The organism is Corallococcus macrosporus DSM 14697, assembly GCF_002305895.1.
In the GTDB taxonomy this organism is placed as follows: Bacteria; Myxococcota; Myxococcia; order Myxococcales; family Myxococcaceae; genus Myxococcus; species Myxococcus macrosporus.
The window spans coordinates 6,102,514-6,125,629 of record NZ_CP022203.1 but is presented as its reverse complement, the minus strand read 5'-3'; the positions used below and the strand labels follow the sequence as shown (position 1 = coordinate 6,125,629).

The following is a 23,116-nucleotide window of genomic DNA, read 5'->3' as shown; positions in this document are numbered from 1 at the left end:
GGGACAAGGCCCGGCGCGGAGCGCTCCAACCGCTGGGCGCCCGCTCAAGGCACACCCACCATGTCCGGTCATAATCGGTGGTCGAAGATCAAGCGCCAGAAGGCCGCGATGGGCGCGACCAAGGGGAAGCTGTACTCCAAGGTCATCAAGGAAATCACCGTGGCGGCGCGGCTCGGTGGCGGTGAGCCGTCCGGCAACGCCCGGCTGCGCGTGGCGCTGGCCGCGGCCCGCGAGGCCAACATCCCCAAGGACACCATCGAGCGCGCCATCAAGAAGGGCACGGGCGAGCTGGAGGGGGAGCGCTACGAGGAGGTGACGTACGAGGGCTACGGCCCCGGCGGCGTCGCCATCCTGGTGGAGTGCCTCACCGACAACCGCAACCGGACCGCGGCGGACATGCGCTCCACCTTCAACGCGTACGGGGGCAACCTGGGCGCCGAGGGCGCGGTGGCCTGGATGTTCCAGAAGAAGGGCGTCATCGGCGTGAAGCAGGGCCCCTCGGAGGATCAGCTCATGGAGCAGGCCATCGACGCGGGCGCCGAGGACGTCATCATGCTGGGGGACGAGGGCGCCGAGGTGCGCACCGCGGCGGCGGACCTGCACACGGTGGCGGGGCGGCTCCAGGAGGCGGGCCTGCCGCTTTCGCAGCAGCGCTGGGGGTTCTTCCCCCAGAACACCGTCGCGCTGGACGTGGACGCCGCGAAGAAGCTCCTGAAGCTGCTGGACGCGCTCGAGGAGAACGACGACGTGCAGAACGTGCACGGGAACTACGAAATCGAAGACTCGATGCTGGACTCGCTGTTGCAGTAGCGGTGGTCCGGAACGGAGCGGAACGTGCGCGTGCTTGGCGTTGACCCGGGGAGCCGGTTCATGGGCTTCGGGGTGGTGGAGGAGAAGCGGGGCCGGCTGGTGCACGTGGGCCACGGCGTCATCAAGGGCGACCCGGCGCTGCCGCTGTCGGACCGCCTGCGGGACCTGCACGGCGCGCTGACGGCGGCGCTGGTGAAGTACCGCCCGGCCGCGGTGGCGGTGGAGGGCGTGTTCACCTTCCGCAACGCGCGCAGCGCGCTGGTGCTGGGACATGCGCGCGGCGTGGCGCTGCTGGCGGCGGCGCAGGCGGGGCTGCCCGTCTTCGAATATGCGCCGGCGAAGGTGAAGAAGGCGGTGGGCGCTGGCGGCGCGGACGGGAAGGACGCGGTGGCGCGGATGGTGCGCACCTTCCTGGACCTGGATGCGTCGGTGCTGGAGCGCGCGGACGCGAGCGACGCGCTGGCGGTGGCGCTGTGTCACCTGAACCAGGGGCGGGCCGCGGTACCGGCGGCGCCCGCGGCGGGCAAGAAGCGCAAGGGCGCGGCGGCGCTGCTGGCGGACCGGCTGGCGCCCGCGTACCGGCGCCCGGAGGCGAGATGATTTCGCGGTTGCGTGGGACGGTGCTGGAGAAGGACCTGGAGGACGCCACCATCGACGTGGGCGGCGTGGGCTACCGGGTGAACTTCTCCACGCTGACGCTGGGGAAGCTGCCGGCGGAGGGGCAGCCGGTGGACGTGCGCGTGCGCACCGTGGTGCGCGAGGACGCCTTCGACCTCTTCGGCTTCCTGACGAAGGGCGAGGAAGAGGTGTTCCTGCTGCTCAACAGCGTGTCCCGCGTGGGGCCCCGGCTGTCGCTGATGGTGATGTCCGGCATGGAGGTGCCGGAGCTGGTGGCGGCGCTGTCGCGCGGCGAGGTGGCGCGGCTGGCGAAGATTCACGGCGTGGGGAAGAAGACCGCCGAGCGGCTGGTGCTGGAGCTCAAGGACAAGGTGAAGAACATCCACCTGGAGGCGGTGTCGCGTGGCACCGCGCCGGCCGCCCCCAGCGGGGCCCTCTCGGACCTGGTCTCCGCGCTGCTCAACCTCGGCTACAAGCAGCCCCAGGCGGAGAAGGCCGCGGACCTGGCCGGGGAGCGGCTGGGGCCGGACGCCACCTTCCAGGCCCTCTTCCGCGAGGCCCTCAAGGCGCTCCGCTCCGGCGGTTGAGCACACGACGCGCCGGTGTGACGGCGCTGTGACGGCGAAATCCGAGATACCGGCGGGGCCGTACTGGCGTCTCTCTCGTTGAGAGCTTGAAAGGCGCTGGGGCGAGGGGGCCCCAGTGTTGCGCTGTCGGCAAAAGTCGTCCGCCGTCGCGTGATGACGGACAGCAGACGCGCCTTTCCTCCCCGGGTCCGAGTAGGAGCTTCCGGCATGGGTGACACTTTCCAGTTCCAGCGGCGAGGGCCGGCGTGACGCCGGGGACGAGGGCTGCATACATGACGTCATGGCGTGCCATTCCAGTGGGGGTGTTGCTGCTCTGCGGGGGCGCCGCGGGGGCCGTGCCGCTGGAGGAAGGCGAATCGGGGGCGGAGCGGGCGCGGAGGGCCCTGGCGTCGCAGGCCTCTGTCGACGTCTCGACAGCGGCGCCCGAGGGCGTCGCGCCCGGCCTGTTTTCGCGGCCCTGGGCGGTGTGCAGCGACAGGGCCGAGCGGCTGCGGGACATCCGGCCGGGGCCTTCGGGCTCGGGCCCCCAGGAACTGGCGAGGGCGGGCGCGGCCGTGGTCTTCAGCGCGGATGACGGCGTGAGTGGCCGCGAGCTGTGGGCGACGAGCGACGCGGGGCGGCAGACGGCGCGGGTGAAGGACGTGCGCTCGGGGGCGGCGGGCTCGCAGCCGCGGAACCTGACGCGGGTGGGCGACAAGGTCTTCTTCGTCGCGGATGACGGCGTGCACGGCGCGGAGCTGTGGCGCACCGACGGGACGGCGGAGGGCACGGCGCTGGTGCGGGACGTGCGGCGCGGGCCGGTGGGCGCGGCGCCGGAGTTCCTCACCGAGGTGGACGGGGCCCTCTACTTCACGGCGGATGACGGGGTGGCGGGCCGCGAGCTGTGGCGCTCCGACGGCACGGAGAAGGGCACGGAGCGGGTGCAGGCGTTCCTGCCCGGCGCCGGCGCGCTGTCCCTGGGGCCGTTGACGGCGTGGGGCGGGGGCGTGGCGCTGGTGTCCTCCAGCGTCGCGGAGACGGTGCTCTGGTGGGTGGACGCCCGGGGCCGGCCCCGCCAGGTGTTCTCCCGGCAGGGGGCCGGGGTGATTTTCGGGCTGACGGCGGCGGGCCGGCACCTCTTCTTCCTGTTGGACCCGGGCACGGAGCGGGCCGAGCTCTGGGTGGCGCACCAGGGGCGGTTGACCGCCGAGCGCGTCTGGACCTTCCCAGGGGACTACCCGGCGCACCTCACCGCGCTGGATGACGCGCTGTACTTCCTCGCGGGCGCGAGCGACTGGTACGGCAACCCGGGCGACGCCATCCACGGCGGCGAGCTGTGGCGCAGCGACGGCTCGCCGGAGGGGACGGGGCTGGTCATGGACCTCCGGCCCGGGCCGGAGGGCTCGATGCCCAAGGACCTGGTCGCGTTGGACGGCGAGCTGTACTTCACCGCGGATGACGGGGTGCATGGCCGCGAGCTGTGGCGCAGCAACGGCACGGCGCAGGGCACGCTGCTGGTGCGCGACCTCGAGCCCGGCCCGGTGGGGAGCAGCCCGCTGGCGCTCACGGCCGAGTCGGGCTGGCTGTTCTTCTCCGCGGAGACGGCGGGGCACGGGCGCGAGGTCTGGTACAGCGCCGGCCGCCCCTGGGTGACGAGCCGGCTGCTGGACATCGCGCCGGGGACGGCGTCCTCGAACCCCGCCGGCTTCGTCCGCGCCGGCTTCAACATCTTCTTCTCCGCGTCGGACGGCGCCCGGGATTTGGAGGTGTACGCGGTGCCCTTCCGCCCCTGGTGGCTCTGCTTCGCCAAGGACTGCTGAGCGCGGGCGCGCGCGCTACGCCGCCCGCCGCGACGCGGGGCTGGGCCGCACGTCGCCGAAGTTGGGCGCGGGCAGGACGATGGTGGGCGACAGGCCCGGCGCCATGACGTGCGCGGTGAGCTGCGAGGACGGGTGGAAGTTGACGAACGCGCCGTCCACGGACGAGGTGCCCGCGAACAGCTTCTCCACCACCATGGAGGAGTACTGGTCCAGGGAGTCCTCGCGCGTGTTGCCGTTGAGGACGACCTCCCAGCCCATGTGCTCGGCGAAGCGGCGCACGCCGGGGATGGCGGACTGCAGCGGGGTGTAGCTCTCCGTGGCCACGCCATTCTCACTGGTGACGAACACCTCGCGCGAGGTGGCCACCGCCAGCGACATGTTGCCGCGCGTGTGGCCCGGCGTGCTGAGCAGCGCCGCGCCCTGGCCCAGCCACACGTCGCCGTCCAGCAGCACCACGCGCTCGCGGGGGATGTCGACGCCGCCCGGGACGAGCCACACCGCCTGCATGGGGTGCGGCTCCGCGGCCACCTCCCATTCGGAGCGCTGCACCAGCAGCCGGGCCCGGGGGAAGTACGCGGGCATGCCGTCTCCGCCCAGCCAGCCGCGCAGGTCCTGGATGTGGAGGTGGTCGAAGGCCAGGTAGTCCACGTCCGCCGGGGTGAGCCCCAGCGCCGCCAGGTGGCTCTGCACCGAGCCGTGCCGCGTGGACATCACCTTGTCGGAGACGAAGGCGCCGTAGCGCTCGCGCAGCGCGCGGTAGAAGGGGGCGAGGACGCCGCGCTCGTAGTCGGACGGGTTGAAGAGCAGGGTGCGCCGCGTGCCCTCCCGGTCCACGAACTGCACCACCTGCATCCGGTGGGTCAGCATGACGTAGGGCGCCGGGGACAGCGCCGCGCCGCTGAAGGCGAACGGGGCGGGGTAGGGGAAGGTGACGAGCTCACACGTGGCCACCGCGGCCACCGGGCCCTCCTTCACGAAGGCCTCCCGCGCATCCTGCGCGGCCCGGCGGAGCTTCTGGAGCCGCAGCCCGGGGATGGGTTCGGCGCGCGCGCCAGCCAGGGAGGGGAGGGGACGAAACACCGGGCTCGTGTTCATGGGGGCTCCTGGACTCGACTCTCGCACACCCCGGGCGCACTTCAATCGCCTCGGAGTAGCGGCGGGGGCTCGTGCCGGGAACGCCGGGAGGGGAGCCTGTCTTCCCCTGCCTGCGCCCGCCTGGCTGGCGGGCCCGGCGGGCCGCTGAGGGGAACGCCGCCAGATGTGCGGCGACACGCGCGGCCTTCCTGTATAGGGTCCGGACGTTATGGCGAGGAAGTCCGACACACTCTCGGAAGACGTCCTGCCCGAGGACGTCCGGCTCGAGGCTTCCCTGCGTCCGCGCTCGTTCGACGAGTACGTGGGCCAGGGGCCCGTCGTCGAAAAGCTCAAGGTCTACGTGCAGGCCGCGCGCAGCCGGGGCGAAGCCCTGGACCACTGCCTGTTCTCCGGTCCGCCGGGCCTGGGCAAGACGTCGCTGGCGCACATCATCGCGAACGAGCTGGGCGTGGGCATCCACGTCACCAGCGGCCCCGCGCTGGAGCGCAAGGGGGACCTGGCGGGCCTGCTCACCAACCTCGACGCGCGCGACGTGCTCTTCATCGATGAAATCCACCGCCTCAACGCCGCCGTGGAGGAGTACCTCTACCCGGCCATGGAGGACTTCCGGCTGGACATCACCATCGACACCGGGCCCGCCGCCCGGGCGATGAAGATTGATTTGCCGCCCTTCACCCTGATTGGCGCCACCACGCGCACCGGCCTGCTCACCTCGCCGCTGCGCGACCGCTTCCAGATTCAGGAGCGGCTGGAGTACTACGACGCCAAGGCCCTGGAGAGCATCCTCCACCGCTCCGCGCGCATCCTGGGCATCCCCCTGGACAAGGACGCCGCGCGCGAGGTGGCCAGCCGCTCCCGGGGCACGCCGCGCATCACCAACCGGCTGCTGCGCCGGCTGCGTGACTTCGCGGAGGTGGAGGGCAATGGCAGAATCACCCTGGAGCTGGCGCAGAAGTCGCTGGACAGGCTCGGGGTGGACGCCAGCGGCCTGGACTCCATGGACCGCAAGATCCTGCTGACCATCCTCGACAAGTTCGGCGGCGGCCCGGTGGGCGTGGAGACCATCGCCGCCAGCGTGGGCGAGCAGCGCGATACCATTGAAGACGTGTACGAGCCCTTCCTGATGCAGGAGGGCTTCCTCCAGCGCACGCCGCGGGGCCGGATGGCCACCCACCGCACGTACCAGTACTTCAAGAAGCAGCCACCGCCCACGCCCCAGGGCAGCCTCTTCTGAGATGCCATGAGCCAGGACACGCCTTCCTCGCCGCCCCGCGTCCCCCGCGACTTCTACGCCGACCTGATGCGCGCCTCCCAGACGTCGCGCGCCGGCTTCCTCGCCGAGCGCGAGCGCTGGCTGCGGGGCGTGCCCGTGGAGGGGCGGGAGGAGCTGCTCTTCGAGTTCGAGATGCTGCTGCGCGCGGTGGAGCGCTACCTCAACCTCAACACGGTGGTGGACGCGCGCGACAGGCCGCTCGTCACGCGGGACTTCCGCGAGGAGCTGGCGGACGTGCGCGACGCCATGGACCGCGCCATCCGCGTCGCGCGCCACCTGCAGGACCCGGACAGCGACCAGAAGATGGTCTTCCGCAAGTACGTGGAGACCCAGCTCGCGGATGACCGCGTCCGGCGCGCGCTGATCGAGGAGCAGCTGGACCAGGAGACGCCACCGGAGAGCCTCTTCGTGCTGCGCGAGGCCTTCGACGCGCTGAAGAACCTGCTGGACCACCTGCTCAAGCTGCCGGCGGCGAACCTCGGCCTGTTCCAGGACGTGGGCAAGCTGTCGCTGCGCGAAATCGTCCTCAACCGCTACTTCCGCCCCTTCCGCCCGCTGGAGTTCCGCGTCGAGTACGACAGGCTCCGCTCGGTGCGCCTGCTGGACACGCTGGTCACCCTCCAGGAGGAGCAGCGCACCGCCTTCACCACCGCCTTCCTCGGCCTCTTCCGGCTCCTGCACTACCTGGCCTACGTGGACGCGGAGGAGCAGCCGCCCTTCTCCCGCCGCGTGCGCGTGCTGCTGGCGCTGGTGCGCAGCGAGGCCAACGCGCTCGCGTCGTGGATGCACGCCGAGCTGTCCCCGAAGGCCGGCTCCAAGTCGCTGCAGGCCGCCACGCTGCGCGCCGCCCGCGACATCGCCCGGGAGACGGAGCGCGTGGCCCGCGAGGTGCTGGTCAACCTGGACCGGGACGCGGAGGCGCCGCTGCGCGCGGCCGCCGCCTTCACGGCGGTGCTGCGCACGCAGGTGGTGGCGCTGGTGGAGGCGCTGGCGCCCAACGGAGGCCTGTCCGAGGGCGTCTTCGACGAGCTGATGAGCCCCCAGGAGGGCGCGCTGCGGCTGCGCAAGGACCTGTGGGTGTACGCCCAGTTGTGCCGGTCCGCGGAGTCCCACCTGCGCGCCGAGGACGTGCCCGCCGCCGAGCGCGCGCTGGACGCCCTCAAGCTCTTCCTGGGCTACTTCCACGACGGCAGCTACCAGCTCCTGCGCTACGGCGACTACGACGCCTTCGACCGCTTCACCTCGCTGCTGGTGGAGCTGCCCTGGCCCCCGGAGGGCCCTGGCATCCGGGCCCGGCTCGCCGAGGACCTGCGGCGCTTCATCCAGACGCTGGAGTCCACCTTCCACGCCGTCAGCCGGCGCACCCACCTCCAGGGGCGGGGCTTTGATCGCCAGGACGCGGAAGCCCTCCGGGACAGGTTCCTCACCACCCCCGCACGCTGATACAGCCCCGTCGTGGCGCTACTGGCAGCCCCGCATGACGGCCCCCGGGTGAGGGGCATTGTCACGGGGGGTGTTTGCTTCGTTGAGTTCCTTGCGCTATGGACGCGCCCGTGTTGCATGGAAGACACGGGTTGACGGGGAGGGGCGGGCGAGGGGGATGCCAGGGACGGGGATGACAAATCCCGGACATCGGTGTCGCGGTTCAGGAGGGAATCAGCAATCCGCCACGGGGGGAGGGGCGCCAGGCCGGAACCGGTGCCTCGCGAGACGCACGAAAAAGCCAAGCAACTCCAAGGGGTTGAAGCAGGTTTGGAGCCCCAGGGCGCTGCATGGCATGTCACGCGGAAGTGGCATGCTGATTGCTCGATTCGCGCGTCACATCAGACTACTGATGAACGTTTCCAGCCCCTCCGGCGGGGCCGGAGCGGAAGCTCCGCAGCACCGAGAAGCCACGAGGCGACACCCACAATGCGACCGTCCTCCTACAACCAGCGCACCCTCTCGAAGATCGCCTCCCTGCAGGGCGTGGGCCTCCACTCGGGTGCCCGGGTGACGCTCACCCTGCGCCCGGCGCCCCCGGGTCACGGCATCGTCTTCGTGCGCACGGACCTCGCCCGGCCGGTGAGCATCCCGGCGCTGGCGGAGTACGTGGTGGACACGTCGCTGGCCACCACGCTGGGGCGTGACGGGGTCCGGGTGGGGACGGTGGAGCACCTGATGGCGGCGCTGGCCGGCATGGGCATCGACAACCTCCGGGTGGAGCTGGACGGTCCGGAGGTCCCCATCATGGACGGCAGCGCGGCGCCCTTCGCGGCCCTCATCCAGAGCGCGGGCGTGCGGGAGCAGGAGGCGCCCAAGGAGCTGCTCGTCATCCGCAAGGCGGTGTCGGTGGTGGATGGCGACAAGCAGGCCTCGCTCACGCCGGCGCGCCACTTCCGCATCAGCTGCACCATCGACTTCGAGCACCCCGTCATCCAGGGTCAGTCCTTCGACCTGGACTTCGGTGACCGCGACTTCGCGCGGGAGATTTCCCGGGCGCGCACCTTCGGCTTCCTGCGGGACGTGGAGAAGCTGAAGCAGCTGGGCCTGGCGCGGGGCGGCTCGCTGGAGAACGCCATCGTCGTGGACGAGGTCTCCATCCTCAACCCGGACGGGCTGCGCTTCCCGGACGAGTTCGTGCGCCACAAGATCCTGGACGCCATCGGCGACGTGTCGCTGTTCGGCCGGCCCGTCATCGGCCACATGACGGCGTACAAGACGGGCCACGCGCTCAACCACAAGCTGGTGCGCAAGGTGATGTCCGACCCGAGCTGCTACGACATCGTCCCGGCCCGCCGCCGTGAGCTGGAGGGCATGGGATTGGGCTTCTCTGGACTCGCGGGCGCACTGGACTTCGAGCCGCTGGTCGCCTGACGGCATTAACTTGCAGGCCCGGGAAGGCTCGGCTAAGTGGGCGGGCTATGCTCAACCGTCCCACCCGCGTCATCCTCGCCGCGCTCCTGGCGGCCACCTTCACCGCCGGCTGCAACAAGGAGAAGGCGCCGGCCACCGCCCCTACGGCGCAGCAGGCCGGGGGTGAGCCCGCGCCCGACACCGTCGTCGCGACGTTCGGCGACGGTCAGAAGATTACGTACAAGGAGCTCAACGAGCGCCTCCAGGAGCCGCTGGCCAACCTGGAGAAGCAGAAGTCGCAGCTCCTGAAGCGCGGCCTGGACGGCATGGTGACGGAGAAGCTCGTCGACGCCGAGGCCAAGAAGCGGGGCCTCTCCCAGGAGGCGTACCTCAAGGCGGAGATTGACGACAAGGTTCCGCCGCCGACCGAGGAGCGCATCAAGGAGGTCTACGACGGCGCCGCCGGCCAGCTCCCCGAGGGCTCCACCTTCGAGCAGATGAAGCCGCAGATCGTGGAGTTCCTGACGCAGCAGCCGAAGCAGGAGCGCGCGCAGGCCCTCTTCGAGGAGCTGCGCAAGGCCGCCAACGTCAAGCTGACGCTGCCCGAGCCGCCGCGCCCGCCCGCCGTGCGCAAGCAGGTGGCCGCCACGGGCGCCGCCAAGGGTGGCCCGGAGGGCGCGCCCGTCACCATCGTCGAGTTCAGCGACTTCCAGTGCCCGTTCTGCAGCCGCGCCAACCCGGCGCTGGCGCAGGTGCAGCAGGAGTACGGCGACAAGGTCCGCATCGTGTTCCGCCACTTCCCGCTGGACTTCCACAAGGAGGCGCCGAAGGCCTCCGAGGCCGCGCTGTGCGCGGGGGACCAGGGCAAGTTCTGGGAGATGCACGACCTGCTCTTCGCCAACCAGCAGGCGCTGGGCGTGGACGCGCTGAAGAAGCACGCCGCCGACCTGCAGCTCGACACGGCGAAGTTCAACACCTGCCTGGACTCGGGTGAGAAGGCCGCCGTCGTCCAGAAGGACCTGGCCGAGGGCAAGCAGGCGGGCGTGTCCGGCACCCCGGCCTTCTTCATCAACGGCATCCTGCTGTCCGGCGCGCAGCCCTTCGAGGAGTTCAAGAGCATCATCGACGCGGAGCTGAACGCGCCGAAGAAGTAGTCCCCGGCAGTCGGACGAGGTGGGCAGTGGCGACACGACCCAAGGCCACGCCCCGCCTCGCGGGTGAGGCGGCGACGCTCGAGCTGGAGCTGCCGCTCACCCAGGGCTTGTCCCCCTCCCGTCCCCTCCAGGCCTGGTTCAACGGGCCGGAGGGGATGGTGCTCCTCCCGGAGTCGCAAGGCGCCGCCGGCTTCCTGGCCGGCAGCCTGCGCACCCTGTCGATGGAGGAGGTCTTCGCCAACGTCCTGTCGGGCATCCGCAGCGGGCTCCTGGCCGTGCAGCACGCCACCGGCCGCCGCACGGTGTCCTTCCGTGACGGGCAGGTGGTGTTCGCCACCTCCACCGAGCGCTGGGAGCGGCTGGGCTCGGCGCTGCTCCGCCTGGGCCTCCTGACGCAGGTGCAGCTCACCCAGGCGCTGTCGCGCGTGACGCCGTCGCGGCGCATCGGTCAGGTGCTGACGTCCGAGGGGCTCGTCTCCGAGGCGAACCTCTACAGCGCCATGACGTACGTGGTGCGCGAGGTGGTGCTCAGCCTCTTCGAGCTGGAGGAGGCCAGCTTCATGTTCGTCGAGGGCCCCGCGCCCATGGCGGACGTGGTGAAGCTGCCGGAGCGCACCCGGGACCTCGTCCTCACCGGCATCAAGCGCTCGGAGGTGGTGGCCCGCCTCCGCCGCCGCTTCCCGGACGGCATGCGCGTGACGCTGGGGCCCGAGGGGCCGCTGCCCGGCGAGGAGCGCCTGTTCGCCAGGCTGGCGGACGGGCTGTCGCTGGGCAGCCTGCGCGCGGCCTATGAAGGGGGCCCGCACGCCTTCTACACGTGGCTGGAGGAGGCCGTCCGGGGCGGCAATGTCACGGTGCAACCCGCGGAGCCGCCTCCGGCGCAGACGCCCGCGGTGGAGGGCATGGCCTGGGAGCTGCTGTCCGCCGAGGAGCGCTACAACCTGCTGTTGTCCCTGGTGCACCGCTCACTGCGCGACGCCGGCAGGGACACGGACCTGCTGCGCGGCTTCCTGGACGCGCCGCCGCAGGGGCTGGAGGACGCGTACGCCGGCGTGACGCTGGGCGCGGACGGGCGCGTGGACGTGGCGCGGCTGCGCGCCAACCTCTCCACGGGCGGCGAGGCCGTGGGCCGGGCCCTCACGTTGGAGGCCCTGGACGCCTTCGTGTCCTACGCGTTGTTTTCAGCGCGCAACGTCCTCCCTCCCGAGGTCGCCGAGCGGCTGTCCAACACCTACCGCACCCTCCAGGGAGGACTGGCCTAGCGCTCCGCCCGTGCCCACGTTCGCCGTCACTGCGTTGGGGGCGGGGAGCGGGCATGGTCGCGATGCGGAACTGGGTGTGGGGACTCCTGGCGTTGACGACGGCCTGCAGTGGCTCGCGCCAGGCGGTGCAGGACGAGGGCACCGGCGGCTCGGGCTCCAGTCCAGCGGTGGAGGACTCCAGCGCGGAGAGCCGCTCCACCACCCGCCGCTACGTGGACGAGGACCTGGGCTTCGAAATCATCCGGCCCACGGCGGACTGGCAGTTGGACGAGACGAACGAGCGCACGCCAGAGGGGCTCGCGATTCCCGTCATCCTCCGCCACGCCGTCTCCGGGGCGCAGGTGGTGTTGCAGGTGGCTCCCGCGGTGGCGTCTCCCACGCAGTTCGCGGAGCGGCTCACGGAAGGGCTTCGCCAGCACCCGGGCTTCACCACCTCGGACCCGGCGCCCATCCCGCTGTCGGACACCGCGGTGGGCTTTGACTTCCAGGTGGGGGACGGCGTGCACGGCAAGGTGGCCGTGCGTGAGGGCATCCCCGGGCGGGTGTTGATGATGCTGGCCACCTGGCCGGCGCAGGCGGCCGAGGACGTGCCCCGGAGCGTGGATGCGCTCATCCAGGGCGTGCGCCCGCTGGCGGGGCCGGCGACGGCGTGGCGGCTGCCTCAGCGTTGAGGCGTACTCTCAGCGGTGGGCCGAGCCATGGCGACGGCGTGGCGGCTGCCTGGGTGTAGATGAAAGGGCGCTTCGTTCAGGGGCGCCCGTCCCGGTGGGCCGCGCCATGGTGAGGGCGTGGCGGCGGCCTCCTCGTTGACGCGAGGGCGCCGCTCTCACGGACGCCCTCGTCGGTCCACCGTCCCTACTTCGCGCGCTTGCGGGCCGGCTTCGCCTTGGGCGCCTTGGCCGCGGGCGCCTCTTCAGCGGCGGGCGCCGTCTCCGGGGCCTGCGAGCGCAGCCGCACCCACTCCACCAGGGTGCGCACGCCCACGCCGGTGCCGCCCTTGCTCAGGTAGCCGCGCTCCTTGGGGCTGTTGGACGGGCCCGCGATGTCCAGGTGGACCCACGGCGTCTCGCCCACGAACTCGCGGAGGAAGAGGGCGGCGTTGATGGAGCCACCCCAGCGCTCGCCGGAGTTCTTCATGTCGGCGACCTCGGAGCGCAGCGCGTCCTTCTGCAGGTCGCTGACGGGCATGCGCCACATCTCCTCGCCCGCGGCGCGCGCGGCCTGGAGCACCTGCGCCACCGTCTCGTCGTGCTCGCCGAAGGCGCCGACGATGTAGTTGCCCAGCGCGACGACGCAGGCGCCGGTGAGCGTGGCCAGGTCGATGATGGCGGCGGGCTTGTGCTCGGTGGCCCACGTCAGGATGTCGCCCAGCACCAGGCGGCCTTCCGCGTCCGTGTTGGTGATCTCCACCGTCTTGCCCAGGCGCGAGGTGAGGATGTCACCCGGCTTGTAGGCGTTGCCGGCGGGCATGTTCTCACACGCGCCGATGAAGGCGTGCACGGGGAAGGGCGGCTTGAGGGCCGCGATGACCTTCATGGCGCCCAGCACCGCGGCCGAGCCCGCCATGTCCGTCTTCATGTCCACCATGCCGTCGGTGGGCTTGAGCGACAGGCCGCCGGAGTCGAAGGTGATGGCCTTGCCCACCAGCGCCAGCGGCGCGCGCCGGGCGTCCTTCGCATTCTTCGGCGTGTACTCCAGGTGGATGAGGCGGGGCTCCTCGGTGCTGCCCCGGGCGACGCCCAGGAACATGCCCATGTCGAGCTTCTCGATGTCGCGGCGGTTGCCGATGGTGACCTTCAGCCCGCCTTCCTTCGCGGCCTGACGGGCGGCGTCGGCCAGCACCGTGGGCGTCACCGCGTTGGGCGGCTCGTTGACCAGGTCCCGGGCCCAGTTGGTGGCCTCCGCGACGCGCTGCGCCAGCGTCAGCGCGGCCTCCAGCTCGCGCGAGCGCTCCGTGCCCTCGGGCAGCACCAGGGACACCTTGCCTGGCTTCGCGGCGCTCTTCTTCTCCTCGCGCGCGGAGGACTTGTACTTGTCGAAGCGGTAGACGCCCAGCGCCACGCCCTCCACCACGGCGCGCACCGCGTCCGCCGCGGACTCCGTGGCCGGCAGGGCGAACGCCACCGAGGTCGCCTTCAGCCGCTGCGCCGTCTTCGCCGCGCGGCCCGCGGCCAGGCGCAGCACCTCCGGGTGGAAGCGGGCGCGGCTGCCCAGGCCCAGCAGCAGGACGCGCTCGGACGCGGTGCGCCCCAGCGTGTGCATCACCAGGCTCTGGTCCGCGCGTCCCTTGAAGCCCTCCTGGGTGGCGGCGCCGCGCAGGCGGCCTTCCAGGGCGCCATCCGCCGCGGAGAGGGAGGACGGGGCGCTGTCCCCCAGCTCACCCTCGAAGAGGGGGATGACGAGCAGGTCGCCGCTCGTGCGCGTGGCATCGCCGGAGACGAAGCTGAAGTTCATGGGCCGTGAAACTCCTGGACGTTGGAAGGGGCAGGGGCTGCGGAAAGGGCGCGGACTGTAACGCCCGCCCTGTTACACGCAAAGCGTTGGATTTCATTCGAGCATTGCATTGCTTCGTTGCACTGGGTAGCAGTTGAGGGGAATGCCCACGCTGCTGATGCATCTGACCGCCATTGAACGGATGGCCGCCAACCCGGGTGAGCTGCCGGCGGATTGGGTGCGTGCGTTGTCGGAAGACCTGCCCTATGCGCGCTTCGGCGCGGCGCTGCCGGACCTGCCGCTGTGCGAAGGCCTCCGCGGGGGGCTCGCCGCCTTCCTGCCGGAGCGGGAGATGCCGCACTTCGCCCGGCTCTACCACGAGCGCGCCCCCGTGGGCTTCGGCCTGAAGATGGCGGAGCTGGTGGCCTCCGGGGCGCTGGTGGGCACCGAGCCGGGCCTCGCGGTGCTCGCGGGCTACTTCACGCACCTGTGCCTGGACCGGCGGCTGTATCCGGTGGTGGACAGGCTGGTGGTGCGCCACCGCCGCCGCGGCGAGCGCGCGTTGGAGGCGCACCGCGACATCGAATGGGCGCAGACGCTCTTCTACCTGCGCGAGCTGCACGGCATGGAGCTGCTCGGCACGCCGCGGCTGCGGGAGAAGTGTCAGGTGGTGAAGAGCCCGGGCTTCCCTTGGCGGGGCATTGGCGGCGGGCTCTACGAGCTGGTCCGTTTGTCCTCCCAGGAGCGGGTGGGCCAGGCGCCTGGCAAACCGGAGGTGGATGGCTGGGTGCGCGGCCTGTACGTCTCCGGCCTCTTCCTTTCAAGCCCCGTGGGCCGCGCGCGCGCGCTGCCCGCCTACGCGCGGCTGTCGTTCCAGGAGCTGTACCGCAACGACACCTTCGACTTCGCGGCGGAGGTGGAGGGCGCGCTGGAGACGGCGCGCGGCGTGCTGCGCCGGTTGCACGGCTACATGGCGAGGGGCACCTTCACGCCCCGGACGCGCGCCCGCTTCCTGGAGTCCTTCCCCGAAGGAACGCTGGGCGCGCGGGCGGCCTGACACCCGCAGAGCAGGCGTCCTGGCGAGCCTGGCCCCTCTCCGGGAATGCCGCTGTCCGAAGCGTCAATCCGCTCCTATCCTCGAAAAGGAATGACGCTGCTACTCCTCATCGCGGTGGGCGCGCTCGCGGGAACGCTGGGCGCGATGCTCGGCATTGGTGGCGGAATCGTGCTGGTTCCCGCGCTGGTGCTGGGGTTCGACATCCCGCTGGAGGAGGCGATTCCGGCGAGCCTGATGTGCGTGGTGGCCAGCTCGTGCTCCGCCGCCGCGGGTTACGTGCACAAGCACCTGAGCGACATCCGCCTGGGGCTGTCGCTGGAGCTGGCGACGGTGCTGGGCGCCATCGCCGGCGGCCTGGTGGCGGCCCTGGTGGCGCCGGCGATGGTGGCGGTGGTGTTCGGGCTCTTCACGCTCTACGTGGCGCTGCAGATGCTGCTCGTGCGTTCGCCCCAGCAGGAGCCCGCCGCGCTCGATGACTACACGCCCACCAACTACCCGCTGGGCATCTCCGGCTCCTTCGTGGCCGGTGGCCTGTCCTCGCTGTTGGGGGTGGGCGGGGGGCCGCTCAAGGTGCCGCTGATGACGTACGGCATGCACGTGCCGTTCAAGGTGGCGAGCGCGACGAGCAACCTGATGATTGGCGTCACGGGCGCCGCGAGCGTTGCCGCGTACGCGTTGAGGGGCCATCTGAAACTGGCGTTGGTGTCGCCGCTGGTGGTGGGCGTCCTGGGCGGCGCGTATGTGGGCAGCCGGCTGATGCCGATGGTGCCCACGGCGGTGTTGAAGCGGTTGTTCGCCCTGGTGTTGCTGGTGGTCGCGGCACAGATGCTGTGGAAGGGAGGGGAGGGATTGTGGCCGAGCATCCTGAAGTGAGTGAACCCGAGGAGGAGCGAGCGGCACGCGCTTCCATTTCAGCGGCGACGGCGGAGCCCGAGGCCATCGCGCGCAACGTGGCAGTCACCGGAGGGGCCGCGTCGTTGGCGCCCCCCATGGACGGAGCGCCCCTGGCGCAACCGGACGTGGGCCCCGCGGAGCAGGCGCAACAGCACCACCGTGAGCGCGCCGTGGTGGGCGACCGGTGGATCGCGCGCGTGCTGCGCGTGGGCGCGGTCGTCAGCGGCGGAATGTTCGTCCTGTCGCTGGGGCTGGAGGCGCTGCCCCAATCCGAGCGCGTGCACGTCTCCATCGACTTATTGCGCAAGGGCGCCGCGTCGCTGCTGCTGGTGACGCCCGTGGCGCGGCTCGCGGTGGCGGGCACGCTGCTGGGGCTGCGCGGCGAGTGGCGCTACATGGCGATGGCGGCGGGGGTGCTGGGGCTGCTCGCCCTCGCCGTGGGGACCGGCATCCACGCGTAGCGAAGCGCGCGTGTGCGGGCGCTCTCCGCCTGCCTGGGAAGAGCGCTCACACGCCGCGCGCGGTGAAGTGGGCCAGGATGTTCCGCACCTTGGCCACCTCACCCGTCTGCTTCAAATCCTCGTAGAGCGGAATCAGCGTCTCGAACTGCTTCCGGGCCGCCGCGTAGTCCTGCTGGTAGTAGCAGGACAGGCCCAGGTCCCACCGGGCGCGGGCCTCGTACGCGTGGTCGTGCAGCTCCAGGTACAGCTCCACCGCGCGGAGCAGGTGCGGGCGCGCGCCCTCGTGGTTGCCAAGCAGCCCCTCCGATTCGCCCAGCAACAGGTGCCCCAGCGCGAGCGCCTCCGCGTCGTCGCCCTGCTCCAGGAGCGGCACGGCCTCCAGGAAGCGCTTCCGGGCGGGCTCGTACTCGCCCTTCTCCATGCGGATGTCGCCAATGTCGATGAGCAGCCGCGCCACCCGCTCCGAGTTGCGCGTCTGGCGCAGCAGGATGAGCGCCTCCTGGTACTTCTCCTCGGCGGCCTCCGGCTGCCCCAGCGAGCGCAGGGACTCACCGATGCAGGCGCGGGCCAGGGCCTCGCCCTCACGGTCCTTGGACTCGTTGAAGAGCATGGCGGCGCGGGCAATCTGCTCAATCGCGCCGCGGTGATCCTCGAAGTTCGCCTTCACGATGCCCAGGCCCATCAGGGCCTGCGCCTGGCCGGGCTTGTACTTGGCCTCCTGGAACTTCTCGAGCGCCTCCTCGTAGAACTGCCGGCTGGCGGCGTGGTCCTCCAGCAGGCCGTGCAGCTCGGCCAGGTTCACCAGGCCCTGGCCCACCTCGGTGGGCGAGCCGGTGATGCGCAGCGGCGCCAGCGCGTTCTTCTGCTTCTGGATGGCGTCGAGGATGTGGGTGCGTTGGGTGTCTTCGGTGGGGTGGTGCATGGGGGGCCTCAGGCGTCGCCACCCTTGCGGCGGCGGGAGGTCTTGTCCAACAAATCGTCCTTCTCGCTCCCGTCAGTCCCGTTGCCGTTGGCCGCGTGCAGGGCGTGGGCGCCGTGGCCGCGGTCCTTCTCCGCCTTGTCGGCCTTCTCGTGGACCAGGATGGGGGAGAAGAAGCAGTCCTTCTTCGTGTACTCGTCGAAGGCGAAGGCGAAGCGGTAGCTGGCCGCCGCGCGCTGGTTGCAGTCGGTGCGCTCGCAGAAGCGGCAGGAGATGCCGGAGGGAATCGCGTCCTTGCGCAGGTCCGTGGTGGGCAGGCCGTAGGCCAGGTACTTGGCGTTCTCCGCGTGGGTGCCCAGGCCAATGGAGTACGCGGTGCCCTTGACGATGGAGCCTTCGATGGGCTGGAGCTGCACCTTGGCGAAGCAGAAGTAGGCGGTGCCGTCCGGCATGATGGAGTACTGCCGCGTGAGCTGGGACGGGTTGAGGAAGGCCAGGTGCACGGCCCACTTGGCGCAGCTCCCGCCGCCCGAGGCGAAGCGGATGCCGGTGCCGCTGTAGCGCTTGGAGATGTTGCCGGCGATGTCCGCGCGCAGGAAGTGGAAGGGAATCCCCGGCCGCTTCGGGTCCGACAGGTTGCACAGGCGGTGGGCCACCGTCTCGTAGGTGGAGCCGAAGATGCTGGAGAGCAGCTCCACGTCGTAGCGCGTGCGCTGCACCTCCTTGAAGAAGTCCCCGTAGGGCAGCATCAGCGCGCCGGCGAAGTAGTTGGCCAGGTTCACCTTGATGAGCCGCTGCGTCTCGCCGTGGCGCATGCGGCCCGCGTCCAGCACGCGCTCCAGCAGCTTCTCGCGGTCCATCACCAGCAGGCCAATGGACGCGGCGATCTGGAACTTCAGCGGCTGCTCGGTGAGGAAGGGCGACAGCGTCAGCGTCCGCTCCTCCGGGTCCAGGCGCCGCACCACGGACGAGCCGCTGGGGGACGGGTCGTCGAAGAGGACGCGGTAGCCGAAGCGCTCCTCCAGCAGCCGGATGAGCTGGCCGCTGGTGAGCTGCCGCTCCAGGCGCACGTCGCGGCGCAGCGCGTCCGCCTGCTCCTCCAGCTCCGGGAAGTAGTTGCGGTGCTTCTCCAGGAAGTCGCTGACCTCGTCGAAGGGCGAGTAGTCGAAGCGGACGCCGGGCGCGGCGCCGTTGCCCCCCAGCCCGCCCTGGGCGCGCGTGCGCTCCTCCACGTTGAGCTGCGCCAGCACGTTCTCCAACTGCGTGCGGGTGTTCTTGTAGAGGTTGAAGAGCGCCGCCACCGTGCCCGCGAGCTTCGGCTCCGCGGAGAGGGACTGGAGCGACTCCGGGTCGATGTCCAGGCTCTTGAGGAGCGGCTCGTCCAGGAGCTTCGCGAGCGCCTCGTCCACGCGGCCTTCGCCCAGCGTGGACATGAACTGCTCGGGGTCCTGGTCGAAGTAGCGCAGGGCCTTCCACAGCAGGGGGAAGGGCATCACCCGCTTGCCCTTCTCAATCAGGTTCAGGTACGCCGGGGAAACGCCCAGGTCCTTGGCCGCGTCCGCTTGCTTGATGTTCCGGGCAAGCCGCAGTCCCCGAAGCTTCAGGCCCACGTTGGCGTTCAGTGCGTTGTCGTTCATGGCCGGATGAGATGACGCCCCCGGCGATCGCGAATGGCCGCGCGCGCCTGGGGCACCTCACCCACTCTGCAAATCGATTTACCGATTTGCAATCATCGATTTCGGCGCCGGGGACCCCTGTCGGCCCGGCGACGGACCGGCTGGCCCGGGGTCGGAGACCCGGGTGGGTGATGGTTCAACTGGCTGGAATCACTGCGCTTTGTGGCGTGGCGGCGGCCTGCCGCCCGGCCCCTCCCCGCCCCTTGTCAAACATTTACTGATGCATCGCGGCATCCCCGCGTGACGCGTTGGTAAAGTTGAAAGCGCGGATTTACAGGCCTGTGTCGGACCCGGCGGGTGATCTGCGGCGGGAGCCGAGGGACACGTGGGGGCCCCCGAGGCCGGGCGCGTGGTTCATGACGGCGCTCGCCGGGGAGGAGGTCCGCTGAGCCCGGTGGGCCTCCTGCCCCGCCGTCCCAGGGCGTGTGCGCTGGTGTCCGCCGGGTGTTGGCCCGCGCCCCCGGGCCCTCCCTCCACCGTTCACCTCCGGCGCGGCATGGGCGAACCTTCGCCGCATATGGACGGTGGGCATGGAGGGCCGTGGAGGTGGGGCAGGGCGCCGTTGTTCGCGCGCGTCCGGGCCGCCGCCGTTCTCCTGCTGGGCGTGACGCTGTTGTCCTGCCACGCGCCGGTGCGTCGGGGGCGGCCCGCGGAGGACGCGGCGACGCTGCGCTACCACCTCACCTACGTGCGCGAGCCCGAGCACGCGGTGGACGTGGAGGTGGTGCGGGTGGGACGCGCGCCGCGCGAGTTCCTCTTCAGCCAGCCGGGCGCCGTGGCGTCGGTGTCCGCCTTCCTGGAGGACGGGACGGTCCGGACCCTGGCCGTGGAGGAGGGGCGCGTCCTGCTGCCTCGGGACACGCGCTTCTTGCGCTACCGGTACGCGCTGGACGCCGTCATCCGAAAGCGCGGCCTCGACTTCTTCCAGGGTTCGGGGGACGGGGACGCGCGTCACGTCGCGGGCCGGGCGTACCTCATCCGCCCGCGGGTGGTGCCGCCGGGCATGCGCGTGGAGCTGTCGGTGGCGGGCACCGACGCGTTGCTGCCCTGGCAGCCGGGAGAGAACGGCGTGTACCGGCTGCGGGGCGAGGACCTGGTGGACTCGGGCTTCCACGGCTTCGGCGGGCGGCGGTGCCAGGTGCGCCTTCCGGACGCGGTGCTGGACGTGGCCATCCTGGGGCGCTTCACGCACCTGAGTGACGCGGCGGTGTGCACCTGGCTGGGCAAGGCCGCCGAGGAGGTCCGCACCGTGCGGCGCGCCTTCCCACACCCGCGCATCACCGTGCGCGTCATCCCCGCACCGGGACACCCGGGGCCCAGCGTCTTCGGCATGGTGCGCTGGAGCTCGCCGCCCAGCATCTCCATCAGCGTGGGGCAGGACGCGCGGGCCGAGGACTTCGAGCGGGACTGGGTGGCCCTGCACGAGATGCTGCACCTGGCCCACCCCGTCTTCGTGCCGCGCGTTCCCTGGCTGTCAGAAGGTTTGGCCACCTACTATACGGAGGTCGCGCGCGCCCGCTCCGGACGGCAGTCGCCGCGGCGCGCCTGGGAGGAACTGCTGGGCGGCTTCGCCCGGGGCCGCGACGGCAATGACACGCGCACCATGCACGAGGCCGTGTCTCAAGACGGCTTCTCGCTCGCTGTCTATTGGACGGGAGCGCTCTTCGCGTTGCATCTCGACGTGGAATTGCGCCGTCTCACTGGAAACACGCGCGGGCTGGACGACGTGTTGGAGCGGCTCGCCGCGCGCGGCGGTTCCTCGACTTTCGGCGCATTCGGTGTCGCGGTGGACGCGGTGGCGGGACAGCCGCTGTTCAATGCTCTGCTGGAGCGGCACTTGTCCCAGCCTGCTTTTGTGGAGCAGGCCGGTCTGCTAGAAGCGCTGGGTGTCCAGGAAGGACCCAACGGCGTCTCGCTGGTGCCCGGCAGAGACAGTCTGTTGCGTGATTCGGTGGTCGGTCGGCGCAGCCACGGCGAAACACCCTGAATGCACTCACGACCTCCGCACAACACCCCCACGCAGTATGAGCAGTCCGAAAGGAAGTCCCGAACCATGAACGTCAAGGCGCTTGCAGCGGTTGTTGGCACCCTGTCCCTCACCGCGCTGGCCACCGGCTGCGCGACCAAGAAGTCGGCTGAGATGGAGCCCGCCACGGCGGAGGAGACGGGCGCCGAGAGCAGCGGTGCGACGGAGATGCAGGAGGGCCAGGAGGCCGCCCCCGCCGCCACCGAGGAGAAGGGCGCCGAGGGGAGCTGTGGCGCCGGCTCGTGCGGCGCGGGCTCGTGCAGCGGCCAGAAGCAGGAGTAGTTCCGCTGTCTCCCGGTTCCGGGCGGCTGGAGGAATCTTCCGCCGCCCGGGCCGTTTCCCCTCGCATGGAGCGGGCTCGCGCCGTGGTGACGTACGCACAGCGACATGGGTTGAAGCCACTGGGCGCGGGCATCGGGCTGCGCAGGAGCTTCTACGCGGAGCTTCCACGGACCGGACGGGCGCTCGACTGGGTTGAAATCATTCCGGAGAACTTCCTGTCGCTGGGCGGGCGCTCGCAGCGCGCGCTGGAGGCGTGCGCGGAGCGGTGGCCCGTGCTGCCCCACGGCGTGGGGTTGAACATCGGCGGTCCGGACGCGCTGGATGATGACTACGTCCGCGGCCTGGCGGCGCTGGTGAAGCGGGTGGACGCGCCCTTCTTCTCGGACCACCTCTGTTATTCGCGGCTGGACGGCGTGTACCTGCATGACCTGCTGCCGCTGCCCTTCAGCGAGGCCGCGGTGGAGCACGTGGTGCCCCGCGTGCGCGAGGTCATGGAGCGGGTGGGCCGTCCCTTCCTGCTGGAGAACCCCAGCTACTACGCGCGGATGCCCGGCGGCACGCTCCAGGAGGCGGACTTCCTCCGCCACGTCGTCGAGCAGGCGGACTGTGGGCTGCTGCTGGACGTGAACAACGTCTACGTCAACGCGCGCAACCATGGGTACGACGCGCGGGCCTTCGTGGATGCGCTGCCGCTGGAGCGCGTGGTGCAGATTCACCTGGCGGGCCACACGCGCTACCCGGACGTCATCGTGGACACGCACGGCGACCGCGTCTGTGACGACGTGTGGTCGCTCTATCGTTACGTGCTGGCGCGCACCGGCCCGGTGGCGACGCTCATCGAGTGGGACCAGGACATTCCCTCGCTGGACGCGGTGCTGGACGAGGCGGACGTGGCGCGAGCGGCGCTGCGGGAGGCCACGTCGCGATGAAGCCCTCCCTGCGAGCCTTCTTCGACAGCATGGGGGCCTACCTCGCCCAGCCCGGTCCGGCGTCGTTGACGGCGCTGTACGCGAGGCATCCCGGGTGGGACGCGCCGCGCGAACGGGTGGCGCTGTACGGCGGCTTCGTGCTCGGCCATGTGCGCGCGGCCCTGGAGAAGGTGTTCCCGCTGACGCGCCAGGCGGTGACGCCGGACGCATGGGACGCGCTGGTGGCGGGCTTCACGCGGACCCGGCCCGCGCGGCACCACGAGCTCAACCACCTGGGTGAGGGCTTCCCCGCGTTCCTCTCGGACGAGGTGTCCTCGCGGGCGTTGGCGCCCTTCCTGCCCGCGCTGGCCCGCTTCGAGTGGACCGACTTCGCCGTGTTCGCCTCCGAGGCTCCCGCCCCCCCACGCGTGGCGCGGCTGACGGCCAACCCCACGCTGGTGGTGCTGGAGCAGGACTTCCGGCTGTGCGCCTACGTGCGGGCCCGGGGCGCCCCGAGTCCCCCCGAGGCGGGCGCGGAGCTGGCGCTGCTGTGGCGCCATCCGGAGCAGTTGCGGACCTTCTACATGGCCGCCACGCCGCCCGCGCTGCTGGTGCTGAAGATGGCGGTGGAGGGGCTCGCCCTGGAAGACGTGGTGGCGGCCACGGGCCTGGCGGACGCGGAGCTGCGCGCGACGGTGACGCGCTTTGGCCGCGACGGCCTGGTGCTGCTCCCGGAGGACGCCGCCCGGGGGTGAGCGCCCCCGCGGTCCGGGCGCTCAATGGCAGGGGTACGTCACCAGGCCCCGCGCCGTGCCCACGTAGCGCACGCCCTCTTCCGCCACGAGCAGGGCGCTCACGTCCGGGTCCGGCAGCCCTTCCTCCGCGTCCTCGACGGTGGCCACGAACGCAGCGGCCTGGCCGGGGGAGACCTCGAGCCGCGGGGGCCTGGTTCGCAGCCCCCCCGTGGCGAAGGCGGACAGGGCGACCACGACGAGGCGACGCCGCGAGCCACCCTGGCGCGCCACGG

The 23,116-nt window shown here is 71.3% G+C and carries 22 protein-coding genes; 17 read left to right on the top strand and 5 right to left on the bottom strand.

What is annotated here, in order from left to right; genetic code table 11:
- Window positions 1-60 precede the first annotated feature (60 nt).
- The 4 genes from MYMAC_RS24470 (at window position 61) to MYMAC_RS24455 (ending at window position 3,814) form a co-directional block, all read left to right on the top strand.
- A complete protein-coding gene (locus tag MYMAC_RS24470) occupies window positions 61-810 on the top strand; it encodes a YebC/PmpR family DNA-binding transcriptional regulator (protein ID WP_095959841.1) in 750 nt (249 codons plus the stop codon).
- Between the two features lie 24 nt (window positions 811-834).
- The gene (gene ruvC, locus MYMAC_RS24465) at window positions 835-1,410 is read left to right on the top strand and encodes a crossover junction endodeoxyribonuclease RuvC (protein ID WP_095959840.1); all 576 of its coding nucleotides are present in this window, start codon (window positions 835-837) and stop codon (window positions 1,408-1,410) included.
- On the top strand, window positions 1,407-2,015 hold the full coding sequence (gene ruvA / locus MYMAC_RS24460; protein ID WP_095959839.1) for a Holliday junction branch migration protein RuvA: 609 nt from the start codon (window positions 1,407-1,409) through the stop codon (window positions 2,013-2,015). The genes ruvC and ruvA overlap by 4 nt, the downstream gene beginning before the upstream one ends.
- A gap of 272 nt (window positions 2,016-2,287) precedes the next feature.
- A complete protein-coding gene (locus tag MYMAC_RS24455; protein WP_095959838.1) occupies window positions 2,288-3,814 on the top strand; it encodes an ELWxxDGT repeat protein in 1,527 nt (508 codons plus the stop codon).
- Window positions 3,815-3,829: 15 nt separating this feature from the next.
- Here the strand turns inward: MYMAC_RS24455 and MYMAC_RS24450 are convergent, their stop codons facing one another.
- Entirely contained in the window at window positions 3,830-4,909 is a 1,080-nt protein-coding gene (locus MYMAC_RS24450; protein ID WP_095959837.1) for an MBL fold metallo-hydrolase, read from the bottom strand.
- A gap of 208 nt (window positions 4,910-5,117) precedes the next feature.
- Between MYMAC_RS24450 and ruvB the strand changes: the two genes are divergently transcribed.
- The 6 genes from ruvB to MYMAC_RS24420 all read left to right on the top strand — a co-directional run bounded on the left by ruvB (window position 5,118) and on the right by MYMAC_RS24420 (window position 12,104).
- Complete coding sequence (ruvB, locus tag MYMAC_RS24445) at window positions 5,118-6,143, top strand: Holliday junction branch migration DNA helicase RuvB (protein ID WP_013941523.1); 1,026 nt, start codon at window positions 5,118-5,120, stop codon at window positions 6,141-6,143.
- A gap of 6 nt (window positions 6,144-6,149) precedes the next feature.
- The gene (locus tag MYMAC_RS24440) at window positions 6,150-7,625 is read left to right on the top strand and encodes a hypothetical protein (RefSeq protein WP_013941522.1); all 1,476 of its coding nucleotides are present in this window, start codon (window positions 6,150-6,152) and stop codon (window positions 7,623-7,625) included.
- 468 nt (window positions 7,626-8,093) lie between these two features.
- A complete protein-coding gene (gene lpxC, locus MYMAC_RS24435; protein WP_013941521.1) occupies window positions 8,094-9,038 on the top strand; it encodes a UDP-3-O-acyl-N-acetylglucosamine deacetylase in 945 nt (314 codons plus the stop codon).
- Window positions 9,039-9,085: 47 nt separating this feature from the next.
- Window positions 9,086-10,171, top strand: a complete 1,086-nt coding sequence (locus tag MYMAC_RS24430; protein WP_013941520.1) for a thioredoxin domain-containing protein — start codon at window positions 9,086-9,088, stop codon at window positions 10,169-10,171.
- A gap of 26 nt (window positions 10,172-10,197) precedes the next feature.
- Window positions 10,198-11,433: a DUF4388 domain-containing protein gene (locus MYMAC_RS24425; RefSeq protein ID WP_095959836.1), complete on the top strand. Its 1,236-nt coding sequence runs from the start codon at window positions 10,198-10,200 to the stop codon at window positions 11,431-11,433.
- Window positions 11,434-11,486: 53 nt separating this feature from the next.
- On the top strand, window positions 11,487-12,104 hold the full coding sequence (locus MYMAC_RS24420) for a hypothetical protein (RefSeq protein WP_095959835.1): 618 nt from the start codon (window positions 11,487-11,489) through the stop codon (window positions 12,102-12,104).
- 184 nt (window positions 12,105-12,288) lie between these two features.
- On the opposite strand, the gene MYMAC_RS24415 is transcribed toward MYMAC_RS24420, so the two are convergent.
- Entirely contained in the window at window positions 12,289-13,887 is a 1,599-nt protein-coding gene (locus MYMAC_RS24415; RefSeq protein ID WP_013941517.1) for a leucyl aminopeptidase, read from the bottom strand.
- Between the two features lie 142 nt (window positions 13,888-14,029).
- Between MYMAC_RS24415 and MYMAC_RS24410 the strand changes: the two genes are divergently transcribed.
- The 3 genes from MYMAC_RS24410 to MYMAC_RS24400 all read left to right on the top strand — a co-directional run bounded on the left by MYMAC_RS24410 (window position 14,030) and on the right by MYMAC_RS24400 (window position 16,278).
- Window positions 14,030-14,923 (top strand): hypothetical protein, encoded by an 894-nt coding sequence (locus MYMAC_RS24410; RefSeq protein WP_095959834.1) that lies wholly within the window; start codon window positions 14,030-14,032, stop codon window positions 14,921-14,923.
- A 90-nt stretch (window positions 14,924-15,013) separates the two neighbouring features.
- Window positions 15,014-15,796, top strand: coding sequence for a sulfite exporter TauE/SafE family protein (locus tag MYMAC_RS24405; protein WP_013941515.1), 783 nt, complete (start codon window positions 15,014-15,016; stop codon window positions 15,794-15,796).
- Between the two features lie 116 nt (window positions 15,797-15,912).
- Complete coding sequence (locus tag MYMAC_RS24400; protein WP_420810013.1) at window positions 15,913-16,278, top strand: hypothetical protein; 366 nt, start codon at window positions 15,913-15,915, stop codon at window positions 16,276-16,278.
- A gap of 46 nt (window positions 16,279-16,324) precedes the next feature.
- Here the strand turns inward: MYMAC_RS24400 and MYMAC_RS24395 are convergent, their stop codons facing one another.
- Window positions 16,325-17,200 (bottom strand): tetratricopeptide repeat protein, encoded by an 876-nt coding sequence (locus MYMAC_RS24395; protein WP_095959832.1) that lies wholly within the window; start codon window positions 17,198-17,200, stop codon window positions 16,325-16,327.
- Window positions 17,201-17,208: 8 nt separating this feature from the next.
- On the bottom strand, window positions 17,209-18,834 hold the full coding sequence (locus tag MYMAC_RS24390) for a helix-turn-helix domain-containing protein (protein WP_095959831.1): 1,626 nt from the start codon (window positions 18,832-18,834) through the stop codon (window positions 17,209-17,211).
- A gap of 601 nt (window positions 18,835-19,435) precedes the next feature.
- On the opposite strand from MYMAC_RS24390, the gene MYMAC_RS24385 reads away from it, so the two are divergent.
- The 4 genes from MYMAC_RS24385 (at window position 19,436) to MYMAC_RS24370 (ending at window position 22,844) form a co-directional block, all read left to right on the top strand.
- On the top strand, window positions 19,436-20,860 hold the full coding sequence (locus MYMAC_RS24385; protein WP_239988985.1) for a M61 metallopeptidase family protein: 1,425 nt from the start codon (window positions 19,436-19,438) through the stop codon (window positions 20,858-20,860).
- A 66-nt stretch (window positions 20,861-20,926) separates the two neighbouring features.
- On the top strand, window positions 20,927-21,181 hold the full coding sequence (locus MYMAC_RS24380; protein ID WP_013941509.1) for a hypothetical protein: 255 nt from the start codon (window positions 20,927-20,929) through the stop codon (window positions 21,179-21,181).
- Window positions 21,182-21,264: 83 nt separating this feature from the next.
- Window positions 21,265-22,110 carry an MNIO family bufferin maturase gene (gene bufB / locus MYMAC_RS24375; protein WP_239988984.1) on the top strand — a complete coding sequence of 282 codons (846 nt, stop codon included), beginning with the start codon at window positions 21,265-21,267 and terminating at the stop codon, window positions 22,108-22,110.
- Window positions 22,107-22,844, top strand: coding sequence for an HvfC/BufC N-terminal domain-containing protein (locus MYMAC_RS24370; RefSeq protein WP_095959828.1), 738 nt, complete (start codon window positions 22,107-22,109; stop codon window positions 22,842-22,844). Before bufB ends, MYMAC_RS24370 begins: the two co-directional genes overlap by 4 nt.
- A 21-nt stretch (window positions 22,845-22,865) precedes the next feature.
- Here the strand turns inward: MYMAC_RS24370 and MYMAC_RS24365 are convergent, their stop codons facing one another.
- Window positions 22,866-23,114, bottom strand: a complete 249-nt coding sequence (locus tag MYMAC_RS24365) for a hypothetical protein (protein ID WP_095959827.1) — start codon at window positions 23,112-23,114, stop codon at window positions 22,866-22,868.
- Window positions 23,115-23,116 lie beyond the last annotated feature (2 nt).